Genomic DNA, 11,834 nt, shown 5'->3' on the forward strand with positions numbered 1-11,834 from the left:
GCCCGCTCCGGCCAGCTCCGGCCCGTCCCGCCCCGGCCCGGGCGTCCCGCCCCGGCCCAGGCGTCCCGGGCGGCCTCCTCGGTACGGCCGTTCTGCCCCCTGCCTTCCCGTGGCCCGGTTCCGCTCCGGCGCCTCGGCCCGGTCGCGGGGGTGTGCCGGTGAGTCGGTTTCCCCCGTGACCGTGTGCCCTCCTCGATTCCGTCTTCTCGTTCCGTCGTCTTCTCGTCCCGTCGTTCCCGGCGGTCGCCGAAGCGCCGCCCGTCCAGGCGTGTCGCACCGCCGATCCAGGCATTTCGGTGCACCATCACCTTTACCCAAAGCCATTCCATCGAGTGACGGGTGAGCCATCCGGCTGACGCCTGCCGAGACCCCAACTAGGGTGCGGCGCAAGCATTCCGGCACTTGGCCCACTGGCATTGCGATGTCAGTGACGGGTGCCACAGTGGGGGAGTGACCAACACCGCCGCGGGGGCAGAGGGGGTGACGTCCGGCCGTGTCCGGTATCGGTACAAGTGAGGAGCCGGGTGCGCGGAGTGCGCATGCCCGAGCTCTCGCCCTGCTGCGCATCCGCAACAGGGCCACCGCGGCGGCCGTCCTGCCGGCGGCCGTGGCCGTGGTGCTGCTCGTCGCGGGCGTGCGCGGGCATGCCGTCGGCGATGGGTGGGAGATCGCGCGCTGGGCGGTCTCCGGATGCGCGGTCGTCGTGCTGCTGATCGCCGCGGTGGTCGCCCGCGCGATCGTGCGCGCGCGGCCGGCGGTCAGCCCGACCGTCCCGCTCGCCGAGGAGGCCGCTCCCGATCTCTACCGCCTGGTCAGAGACCTCGCGGACCGGCTCGGCGTCCCCGCGCCCTCGGCCATAGCGCTCACCCCCGATTGCGACAGCTGGCTGGAGGACCGCACACACCCCTCCGCGCAGCCCCCTTCCGGACCGGACGCGGACCGACCGGACGCGGACAGACCAGGCTCGGATCGCACGGGCTCGGATCGCACGGGCGCGGACCGTCCGGGCCCGGGGCGCGGGGGCGCCGATCGCCCGGGCGCGGGCCGGAGGGCGGACGGCGACGGTCCCGGGGCGCGCGCCGCCGACGGCCGGACGGAGTCCGGCTTCCGCCGACGGGCCGGGACGGCTCCCGTGCTGGTCATCGGCTCGCCGTTTCTGTGGTGGATGCGGGTGGCGGAGCTACGGGCGGTGCTGGCCCCGGTCGTCGCGGGCACGGGTCCCTCGGCGCATCCCGACATAGCCGCGGCACGCCGGTTCGTCAGAGGCCTCGACGGGGTGGTCGCCGACGCGTCCGCGCCCCTCTCCGGGCCGCTCTCCCGGGTGCGGGCGGTGCCGCGGATTCTCGTCGGCCGGATCGCCCGGCTGCTGCTGCGCAGTTGCCGCGGTCACGCCGCCGAGATGGAACGCGGCGTGGCCGCCGCCGCGTCCGTCCGCGCACAGGGTGTGGACTACGGGCTCCGGATCGTCGCCCAGGAGCAGGTCGGCCTGGCCTACGCGGGCTGGGACCGGCTGCTGACCAGGGTCGCGCTGCCCGCCTGGCAGATGGGCCGCTGGCCGTCCCGGCTGGACGCGGGTGTGGTGTCCGCCCTCACCGAGCTGTCCCGGCGCGACCGGCTCGCCGACGACTTCGCCTCGCGGCTCGGCGAGCGCCCCGCCTGCGATCTCCTGGAGGAGCCGGGCGCGGCCGACGAGGCGACATCCCTGCTGGCGGCCCGGCTGTTCCACGGCGGCCCCGCGGAACCCGGTACCGGCTGGTCGCCCGTCGACTGGCAGCAGTACCCGGAGGAGGTGGTCGACCGGAAGTGGCGCGCCGAGGCGGCCCGCCTGCACCGGGTCCTCGACGTACTCGACTCGTCGCGCAGGGCGGTCGCACCGGGCGTCGGCGTGTCCGGCGCTGGCTCTACAGGCTCTGCCGGCTCCGGCACCGGTGGCGGCCCTCGTCCCGGCGGCGGGCGCGCTGACGTCCCTGGCGGCGGTCTTCGCGACGGCGGGCCCGCTGACGCCTCCGGCGGCGGTCTTCGCGACGGCGGGCCCGCTGACGCCTCCGGCGGCGGTTTCGGCGGCGGTTCTCGCGGCGGTCCTGGTCCGGGCCTCGGCTCCGCGCCGGGCCTCGGCTCCGGCCGTGGTGCCGCCTTCTCCGCCGACGCAGGGGTGCCCACGCTGGCCCGGGTCGTCGAGTACCTGGCGGGCCGGGGCGACGACGGCGAGGAGCTCGCGGCGGGCATCAGCGCCGCGGTGGCCCGCGAGGCCGCGGACCGGCGCACGGTCCCGCCCGGCGGGCCGCCGACGTCGCCGGGCGGGACCGCCGCCGACGTGGGAGGGGACGTCCTGGGCTTCTGGGGCCCCGTTCCCCTCCCTCTCTTCCCACTCCTGCCGCCGCGTACGGGAACGGATCTGCTCGTCGACCATGTCGCGGCGATGGTCTGCTGCGCGGCCGTCGACACGGCGGGCGCGGCCCCCGGCCTCGACTGGCTCGACGGCCCGGCGCTGCTGGTCGGCGGGAAGCGCCGGGCGGACCTGGGCGGCCCGGTTCTCAGCCTGGTCGAGGAGGGGGACGCGGAGCCGCTGCGCTCCTGGCTGGCCTCGGTCGGCGTACGGACCGACAAGCCCGTCCGGCTCGGCTGAAGCCCGGGAAAGCCGTTGGGCCACGGGGGAGGCCCCGTGGTACGCCGGGAGACGATGGCCCCTGCCACCGCAGTCGGCCCCACCTCTCCCGCCTCCGCAGCCGCCCCCCACGCCCCCCACGCACCCCCGGCGGCGCGCAGCAGCCCTGGCGCAACAGCCCCTCCCGGCACAGGAATCGGCCCCGGTGCAGAGGCGCCGGAGACCGCGCTCTTGGGCGCATTGATGCTCCAATACCCGGAAGCATGCGTTCCGTTCACGTCAATTCGCGACGAACGGTGACGGAGTGCATGCGTTATGTGATGTGCTGGGGATCGACGCTGACAGTCGGCGCGTCACTGTTGGTGCATCGATGACGCACGGCCAAAAGCGGTCAGTGCTGACGATCAACCCGGCGAACGGCAATCGGCGAACGGCAATCGGCCGTCGGCGAACGGCAATCGACGAGCGGCCATCGGTGAAGGCCGCCGGTCGACGAACGGCAATCGGCCGGCGAACGTCGAACGGCACCGGCCGGCGGCGGCCGGTCATCGGCGGTCCCACTGTTGTCGCGGGGGACCGAGGGAGGGAAGAAGCGGTATGGGGGCGGAGCAGATTCGTCGATGGGAGTCGGGTGCCCTGGCACACGCCGTTTCGGATCCCTTCGGCCAGGGACCCCTGCCCTGGCTGCGCGGCAGTGAGAACTACTTCGACGACACCGGGCAGATCGTGCCCTGGTACGCGGACCCCACCCTGGTCCGCTCCTCCGACGGCGGCACCCGCACGGCCGACGACGTGCACCGCCAGATCAAGGGCTTCGTCTCCACGGGCGCCGCCGCCCCCGGTGAGGCGATCGACTTCCACATCACCGTGGACCCGCCCCAGCAGTTCTCCGTGGACGTCTACCGCATCGGCCACTACGGCGGCGACGGCGCGGCCAAGATCACGACCAGCCCCCGGCTCTCCGGCATCGTCCAGCCCGCCCCGCTCATCGCCGACCGCACGGTCTCCTGCCACCACTGGTGGCAGTCCTGGCGGTTGCAGATCCCGAGCTACTGGTCGATCGGCGCGTACGTCGCCGTGCTCACCACGGCCGACGGGCACCGCTCCCACGTCCCGTTCACGATCTGCGACGACCGCCCGGCCGACCTGCTGCTGGTCCTGCCGGACATCACCTGGCAGGCGTACAACCTCTACCCGGAGGACGGCCACACCGGCGCCAGCCTGTACCACGCCTGGGACGAGCGGGGCTGCCTCCTGGGCGAGGAGGACGCGGCCATCACGGTCTCCTTCGACCGCCCGTACGCGGGCGCGGGCCTGCCGCTCCACGTCGGCCACGCCTACGACTTCATCCGTTGGGCCGAGCGGTACGGCTACGACGTCGCGTACGCCGACACCCGCGACCTGCACGCCGGCCGGATCGACCCCAGCCGCTACCGGGGGCTGGTCTTCCCCGGGCACGACGAGTACTGGTCGGCCGCCATGCGCCGCACCGCCGAACAGGCCCGCGACGGCGGCACCTCGCTCGTCTTCCTCTCCGCCAACACCATGTACTGGCAGGTCAGCCTGGCCCCGTCGGCGTCCGGCGTGCCGAACCGGCTGCTCACCTGCCGCAAGCGCCGGGGTCCGGGAAGGTCTGCGCTCTGGCGTGAGATCGACCGGCCCGAACAGCAACTGCTCGGCATCCAGTACGCGGGACGGGTGCCCGACCCGCGCCCCCTCGTCGTACGGAACGCCGAGCACTGGCTGTGGGAGGCCACGGGCGCCGGGGAGGGCGACGAGATCGACGGCCTGGTCGCGGGGGAGGCCGACCGTTACTTCCCGCGCACCGCGCTTCCCGACCACGAGAAGCGCATCCTGCTCGCCCACTCCCCGTACCAGGACAGCGAGGGAGCCGTCCGCCATCAGGAGACCTCGCTGTACCGGGCCCCGTCCGGCGCGCTCGTCTTCGCCTCCGGCACCTTCGCCTGGTCGCCGGCGCTGGACCGCCCCGGCCATGTGGACCCGCGCATCCAGCGCGCCACGGCCAACCTGCTGGACCGCATCTGCAAACGCGACTGAATCCGCGCTCGCGACCGGTCCCGCCCGGCGACAAGGTCCTGCCCGGCGACCGAGACCGTCCGGCGACCGGCCCCGCCCAGCGACGAGGCCCCGCCCGGCGACCGGCCCCGCCCAGTCACAAGGCCCCGTCCAGTGACCGGCTCCGTCCGGCGACCGGGACCGCCCCGGGCGCCTCGCGCGCTCCCGGAAGCCCCCGCTCCACCCCACTGCGCCCCGATACGGGAGAATCGGAACCGCTCCTGGATCAACCTACGCGGAGGCAGCGTGTCCGGATTTGTAGAAAAGCCCGAACCAGTGCAGGTCCCGGGGCTCACCCACCTCCACACCGGCAAGGTGCGCGACCTGTACCGGAACGAGGTCGGCGACCTCGTCATGGTCGCCAGCGACCGCATCTCCGCGTACGACTGGGTGCTGCCCACCGAGATCCCGGACAAGGGCCGCGTCCTCACCCGGCTCTCCCTGTGGTGGTTCGACCAGCTCGCCGACCTCGTCCCGAACCACGTCCTGTCCACCGAGGTGCCCGCCGGAGCCCCCGCCGACTGGGAGGGCCGCACGCTGGTCTGCACGTCGCTGCGGATGGTCCCGGTCGAGTGCGTCGCCCGCGGCTACCTCACCGGCTCCGGACTCGTCGAGTACAACGAGTCCCGCACCGTCTGCGGCCTCGCCCTCCCCGAGGGCCTCGTCGACGGCTCCGAGCTCCCCGCGCCGATCTTCACCCCCGCCACCAAGGCCGCGGTCGGCGACCACGACGAGAACGTCAGCTACGAGGAGGTGGCCCGGCAGGTCGGCGCGGAGACCGCCGCCCAGCTGCGCCGCGCCACGCTGGACGTGTACGGCAGGGCTCGCGACATCGCGCGGGAGCGCGGGATCATCCTCGCCGACACGAAGTTCGAGTTCGGGTTCGCCCCCACCGCCGACGGCGGCGAACGGCTGATCATCGCGGACGAGGTGCTGACCCCGGACTCCTCCCGCTTCTGGCCCGCCGCCGACTGGGAGCCGGGCAGGCCCCAGCCCTCGTACGACAAGCAGTTCGTCCGCGACTGGCTGACCTCGCCGGCGTCCGGCTGGGACCGCCGGAGCGAGCAGCCGCCCCCGCCGCTGCCCCAGGAGATCGTGGACGCGACCCGGGCGAAGTACCTGGAGGCGTACGAACTTCTCACCGGCATGCCCTGGAAGTGAGCGGCGGCGGCCCGGGTACCCGGACACACCGGTCGGGTACCCGGGCCTGAACCGGGCGCAGAGGGAGGAAGGCCGGCCCGCGCGGGCCGCAGGAGACTGGCTGACCGGCTGACTGGCTGACCGGCTGACCGGCTGACCGGCCCGGCCCGCATGGCCCGCGCCCGCGCCCGTGCCGGTCCTGCCGTATCCCCCGCGCCCGTACCGATGCCGGTGCCGGAACACGAAGAAGCCCCGACCGGAAGGCCGGGGCTTCTTGCTTCACAGAGCGGACGACCAGGTTCGAACTGGCGACCTCAACCTTGGCAAGGTTGCGCTCTACCAACTGAGCTACGTCCGCAAGCGCCGAAGCGCGAGACCTACTATACCCATCCCCGCTCACGTGCGAGACGCACTGCCGCATGACGGTTCTCCGCCCCGAGCTTGGAGACGGCCGCCGAGAGGTAGTTGCGGACGGTTCCCTGCGACAGCGAGGCCCGTTCCGCGATCTCCGCGACCGGCGCTCCGTCGGCCGCCAGTTCCAGCACCTCGGTCTCGCGGGCGGTCAGCGGCGAGTCCCCCGCGGAGATCGCGTCGGCCGCCAACTCCGGGTCCACGTAACGGTTTCCGGCGTGCACGGTACGGATCAGCCCGGCCAGTTGCCGGGCGCTGACGGTCTTCGGCACGAAGGCCCGGACGCCTGCCGCGAGAGCCCGTTTCAGGTGGCCCGGCCGGCCGTGGCTCGTCACGATCATCGTGCGGCAGTCCGGGAGTTCGGCCCGCAGGGATGTGGCGACACTCACACCGTCGGCGCCCGGCATCTCCAGGTCCAGGACGGCCACATCGGGGCGGTGGGCCCGGGCCATGGCCAGGGCTTCCGGGCCGGTCGCCGCCTCCGCGACCACCACCAGATCGTCCTCCAGGGCGAGCAGCGCGGCCAGCGCGCCGCGGATCAGATGTTCGTCGTCGGCGAGCAGCACCCGTACGGCGGTCGCAGTCATCGTCGTTCCTCCAGAAGGGCGGGGCCCGCGCCCGTGTCCGGGGCCGCCTCCGCGTCCGGGTCCAGGCCCATACCCGCGTCCGAGTCCCTACGCGCGCCCGCGCCCAGGCCCGGGGCCGCCTCCGCATCCGAGTCCCTACGCGCGCCCGCGCCCAGGCCCGGGGCCGCCTCCGAGGGCGCGGAGAAGGCGGAGGGGGCGGAGGGGGCGGCGGAAGCGGAGGGTGCGGGCGAAGGGGCCAGGGGGATCTTCGCCGTCAGCCGGAACATCCCGCTCTCCGCCGGGCCCGCGTCCAGCGAGCCGTCGAGCGCGCGAAGCCGTTCCCGCAGCCCGGCCAGTCCGGAGCCGCCCGCCCCCGCGGCGGTCCCGGCGGCACCGGAGGCCCCTGCGGCCGTCTCGGAGCCGGGCACGGGCGCGCCGTCGTTCTCCACGTCCAGCACCGCGACCTCGGACGTGGCGCGGACGCGGATCACACAGCGCCGCGGATCGCCGTGCCGCAGCACATTGGTCGCCGCCTCCCGCACCACCCAGCCCAGCGCCGACTGCACGGGCGCGGGCAGTTCTCCGCCGCCGTCGCCGGTCACCTCGCAGGCGATCCCGGCTGCCCGCAACACGCTCTGCGCGCCCACGAGTTCGGTGTTCAGATCGGCCTTCCGATAGCCCCGTACGACATCCCGGACCTCCTGCTGGGAGGTGCGGGCGATGCGCATCACCTCGACCATCTGGTCCACCGCCGCCGGTTTGCCGCGCTGGGCCAGCTCCACCGCCAGCTCGCTCTTCAGCGCGATCACGGCGAGGTTCCGGCCGAGTACGTCGTGCAGGTCCCGGCCGAACCGCAGCCGCTCCTCGGCGACCGCCAACCGCGCCTCCAGCTCCCGTGCCTCGTTCAGCTTCCACATCACGCCCAGCGACCAGGCGGACGTCCGGGTGCTGCCCGACATGAAGGCGCCGCCGAACGCCGTCGCGAGGACCGCGCCGACGGTCAGCGGACCGCCCCCGCCGAGCAACCGCACCGCGATGCCTACCCCGGCCGTCACGGCGGCCTGCTGCAGCACCGACGCCCATCCCGGGAAGATGAGCACGAACCCGCAGGAGAACGGCACCACGGCGGCGCTGAGCACGTATCCCGGCTCGGGGAACTCATGCAGGCCCGTGCACCGGGCGAGCGCCAGCAGCACCCCCAGGTCGGCCACGAGCAGCGCGCCGCCGACGGCGACGAGACGCCGGTCGACGGCGCCCCGGCCCAGATAGAACGTCAGGCCCCTGGAGATCAGCTGCGTCCCGCAGACCCCCTGCGCGATCGTCAGCAGGATCGCGGCGGCGATCAGCGAGGCGGGAGCCGCGGCCCGCACCGGCCGGGTCACCGAGATGAGGACGTCGATCAGAACCGCGCACCACACCAGCGCGTACAGCGTCCCGCGCGTGTACAGATCGACCTTGTCGAATCCGCTGCCCCCGCGCCACCTCGCCGTGCGCCGCCGCATCCGGGCGGTCTGTCCCTGCTCAGCCACGGTCTCCTCAGCCACGGGTCTCCTCAGCCATGAGTCTCCTCGGCCATGAGTCTCCTCGGTCGCGAGTCCCTCAGTCACGAGTTGCTCAGTCATGAGTCTCCTCGACCATGACTCACCGACTCACCCCGATGCGTTCTTCCCCGCCCGGCCCTCCAGCCCCGGCCGTCTGTCCAGGCTGTCCGCCCCGCGCCCCCGTCAGCGCCGGGGTTCCCAGCGGAACCACCGCTGCACGGCGAACACGGCGAGCACCGTCCAGGCCAGTGCGGCGAGCCCCGCCCCGAGCAGCTGGCGCCCGTCGGGTCCGCCCAGCCATCCGGCCCGTACCAACGTCATCACGCCGGTCACCGGCAGGAGCTCGCACACCGACGCCAGCCGGTCCGGCAGCACGTCCAGCGGTACGAAGAGGCCCGAGCCCACCATCGAGACGAGGAACAGCGGCATCGTGGTGATCTGCGAGGTCTGCACCGTACGCGTCATCGCGGAGGTGAGGGCCGCCAGCGCGGCGAGCAGCACCATCCCCGACAGCAGCCCCAGGACGAGCAGTTCCGGGCGCTTCGGCGCCCCGAGGTCGAAGAAGAACGTGCCGGCCAGCACCATCAGCACCGTCTGCGCCAGGGCCAGGGCGACCGACGGCAGCGCCGTGCCGGCGAGGATCTCCCGGTCGGTGACCTCGCCCGTGCGCAGCCGCTTCAGGACCAGTTCCTCCCGCCGGGCCACATACGCGGAGACCAGGTTCATGTACACGACCTGCATCAGCACCATGCCGATGCCGCCGGTCAGCGCCAGACCGGCCACGGTCAGTCCGGTGTCGCCCAGGTCGATCCGCTGCAGCGTCGACCTCATCACCAGGACCATCGCCAGAGGCACCAGCAGGGCGACGAAGATCGCCGACCTGTTCCGGGCCAGCAGGACGAGTTCGGCGCGCCCGAGCGCCCGCAGCCGGTCGGCCGACGTCGTACGCCGTCCGGCGGCGACCGTCGCGCGTCGCCCGGCGGTCGCCGGGCCGTGACCGGCCGTCGTGCCGGGTTCGGCCGTCGTGTTCCGTCCGGCCGTCGTCGTCTCGCTCATGCCGCAGCCGCCTTCCGCGTCCGGGGTCCGGGTCCGGGTTCCGATGTGCCCGCGCCCTCCGCGATGTCGAGGAACGCCTCTTCGAGCGAGGCGGACCGGGCGTCGAGCCCGTACAACGGAACGCCCGACTCCCGTGCCCAGACCAGCAGTTCGGTCAGCGACTCCTGCAGCCCACGGGTGCGGATCTCGACCCGGCGCCCTTCGGCCGCGGCCCGCAGCCGGAGCGGCAGCCGCGCCGCCGGTACGTCCTCGGGCAGCTCGAAGCGGATGCGGGCGGGGCGGGCGGCCTTCACCTCGGCGGGGGTGCCGGCGGTCACGATCCGACCCCGGTGCATGATCGCCAACCGGTCGGCAAGGGACTCGGCCTCCTCCAGGTAGTGCGTGGTGAGCAGGACCGTGGTGCCCCCGTCCCGCAGTTCCCGTACGAGTTCCCACGTGTCGCGCCGCCCCTCGGCATCCAGCCCGGTGGTCGGCTCGTCCAGGAACAGCACATCGGGGCGGCCGAGCAGGGCCAGCGCGAGGTCGAGCCGACGCCGCTCGCCGCCGGAGAGCTGCTTGACCCGCACCCGGGCCCGGTGGGAGAGCCCGACGAGTTCCAGCGCCTCGCCCGTCGGCCGCGCGCCGCTGGTGCAGCCCGCCCACATCCGTACGGTCTCGGTGACGGTCAGGTCGGACGGGAAGCCGCCCTCCTGGAGCATCACCCCGATCCGCGGCCGGACGGCGGCCCGTTCGCGGTACGGGTCATGGCCCAGCACCCGCACGGTTCCGCCGTCGGTCGGGGCCAGGCCCTCCAGAAGCTCGACGGTGGAGGTCTTGCCGGCGCCGTTCGTGCCGAGCAGGGCGAAGAGCTCGCCGCGCGCGACCGAGAAGGAGACCCCGCCGACGGCCTCGAAGCCGTCGGCGTAACGCCGCCGCACCCCGCTCGCCTCGATCGCGGATTCGGTCGCCGGATCGGCCGCGGGTCCGGCTGTGATGTCTGCCACGGCGCCGCCCGAGCGGCCGCCGGGAATGTCGTCGCTGGTCATGCCTACAGGTTTCCGCCGGACCGGCGTCGGCAGCAGTGCATGCTGTCACTACTGCTCATGACAAACGTCATGGGCCAGGAAACGATGAAGCCCGGTCAATGACGAGGGCCTGATCAACGATGAAGAGCCGGTCAACGACGAAGGCCCTGACCGAAATCGATCAGGGCCTTCATTCCCATCAAGAGCGGACGACGAGATTCGAACTCGCGACCCTCACCTTGGCAAGGTGATGCTCTACCAACTGAGCCACGTCCGCATTGCTGCCGCTCATCATACCCCTTGTACGAGGCACTTCCGGGCGGTGCGAGCACCACTCTACCCGATCCACCGCAATGGTCGAGAGGAGTTGTGCAGAGCGGGTGACAGGAATTGCACACTGCGCCTTCCCCCTGGAAGGGGGATGTTCTACTACTGAACTACACCCGCACGCTGCTGGGGGTTTGGCTTTTCGGCCTCGCCCCTCGGCGTGCTCCAGACTTTAGCCGACCTGTGGGGGTGCAGCGCAAGTCGGTGATCATGAGGCGTCGCCGGGATGGCCCAGGGGTGGCCGCCGGAGGCCGCCGGAAGCCGTTCGTCCTCTCGCGGCCCTCCCCGGGGCGCCGTCGGCGGGCCGCCTAGCGACCCGGCCCTTTCCCGGGCCCGGGCCGCCTCCCGGCCGGCCCGGTCGCGCCGCGTCAGTCGGCCGCGCGGAACGCCTCGTAGACCTTCTTGGGGATCCGGCCGCGGGCCGGCACCTCCATCTGGTGCGAGCGGGCCCAGGCGCGCACCGCCGCCGGGTCGGGCTCCAGCGAGGTGTGCCGGTACGACGTGGGCTTCCTGCCCCGCTTGCCGGGATTCGTCTGCTTCCGGCCCGCCGACACGTACGGCGCCAGGGCCTTGCGCAGTTTCTTTGCATTGGACGCATTGAGGTCGATCTCGTACGACTTCCCGTCCAGGGCGAAGGTGACCGTTTCCGTCGCTGTTCCGCCGTCGATGTCGTCGAAGAGCGTGACCACTACGCGCTGAGCCACGGATATCGGTCCTTTCTTACGGCATCGGCGCTTCTGACATGCGTCGATGTCGGCCTTCCGGCTGCCGGACGATGGGAGTCGACCGGGTGTCGACTGATTAGGGGGCAATGCTGCATTCCCCGGTAATCATTTGTACAGCGATCGGCGCCGCATTGTGAAGCCGGGCCAATTCTCCCCGCGTGTCAGCCGTCTATGTGTGTCGTTGGTGAGGATTCTTTTCGCAGATTTTCCCTCGGGTGTTGTCGCGGGTGATATCCGTCCCGAACCGCGGTGCCGGTTTGCTGTGATCGCGGACGCCCGATATCTACCCGCGTAGAATTTCCGGCCAGGTACGCTGAGGGCAGCTGCGGAGGTCAGGGGAGCCCTCCGGAGAACCAGTCGCACCACACCACACGGGAGTGCCA

8 protein-coding genes and 3 tRNA genes are annotated in these 11,834 nt (G+C 72.8%); 3 read left to right on the forward strand and 8 right to left on the reverse strand.

Annotated elements, in window-relative coordinates; genetic code table 11:
- Positions 1-493 precede the first annotated feature (493 nt).
- The 3 genes from WA762_RS02955 (at position 494) to WA762_RS02965 (ending at position 5,842) form a co-directional block, all read left to right on the forward strand.
- On the forward strand, positions 494-2,626 hold the full coding sequence (locus WA762_RS02955; protein WP_335932642.1) for a hypothetical protein: 2,133 nt from the start codon (positions 494-496) through the stop codon (positions 2,624-2,626).
- Between the two features lie 576 nt (positions 2,627-3,202).
- Entirely contained in the window at positions 3,203-4,663 is a 1,461-nt protein-coding gene (locus WA762_RS02960) for a N,N-dimethylformamidase beta subunit family domain-containing protein (RefSeq protein ID WP_335932643.1), read from the forward strand.
- A gap of 264 nt (positions 4,664-4,927) precedes the next feature.
- Entirely contained in the window at positions 4,928-5,842 is a 915-nt protein-coding gene (locus WA762_RS02965) for a phosphoribosylaminoimidazolesuccinocarboxamide synthase (RefSeq protein WP_335932644.1), read from the forward strand.
- A 264-nt stretch (positions 5,843-6,106) separates the two neighbouring features.
- Here the strand turns inward: WA762_RS02965 and WA762_RS02970 are convergent.
- The 8 genes from WA762_RS02970 to WA762_RS03005 all read right to left on the reverse strand — a co-directional run bounded on the left by WA762_RS02970 (position 6,107) and on the right by WA762_RS03005 (position 11,430).
- Positions 6,107-6,179 (reverse strand) — tRNA-Gly (locus tag WA762_RS02970).
- A 22-nt stretch (positions 6,180-6,201) separates the two neighbouring features.
- Positions 6,202-6,819 carry a response regulator transcription factor gene (locus WA762_RS02975; protein ID WP_335932645.1) on the reverse strand — a complete coding sequence of 206 codons (618 nt, stop codon included), beginning with the start codon at positions 6,817-6,819 and terminating at the stop codon, positions 6,202-6,204.
- Positions 6,816-8,327 (reverse strand): sensor histidine kinase, encoded by a 1,512-nt coding sequence (locus WA762_RS02980; protein ID WP_335932646.1) that lies wholly within the window; start codon positions 8,325-8,327, stop codon positions 6,816-6,818. The genes WA762_RS02975 and WA762_RS02980 overlap by 4 nt, the downstream gene beginning before the upstream one ends.
- 195 nt (positions 8,328-8,522) lie before the next feature.
- Complete coding sequence (locus WA762_RS02985; protein WP_335932647.1) at positions 8,523-9,395, reverse strand: ABC transporter permease; 873 nt, start codon at positions 9,393-9,395, stop codon at positions 8,523-8,525.
- The gene (locus WA762_RS02990; protein WP_335932648.1) at positions 9,392-10,420 is read right to left on the reverse strand and encodes an ABC transporter ATP-binding protein; all 1,029 of its coding nucleotides are present in this window, start codon (positions 10,418-10,420) and stop codon (positions 9,392-9,394) included. Before WA762_RS02990 ends, WA762_RS02985 begins: the two co-directional genes overlap by 4 nt.
- Before the next feature lie 183 nt (positions 10,421-10,603).
- A tRNA-Gly gene (locus tag WA762_RS02995) sits at positions 10,604-10,676 on the reverse strand.
- A gap of 98 nt (positions 10,677-10,774) precedes the next feature.
- Positions 10,775-10,846 (reverse strand) — tRNA-Gly (locus WA762_RS03000).
- 248 nt (positions 10,847-11,094) lie between these two features.
- A complete protein-coding gene (locus WA762_RS03005) occupies positions 11,095-11,430 on the reverse strand; it encodes a histone-like nucleoid-structuring protein Lsr2 (protein WP_335932649.1) in 336 nt (111 codons plus the stop codon).
- Positions 11,431-11,834: the final 404 nt, after the last annotated feature.

It is taken from the genome of Streptomyces tyrfis (assembly GCF_037034285.1).
GTDB lineage: Bacteria > Actinomycetota > Actinomycetes > Streptomycetales > Streptomycetaceae > Streptomyces.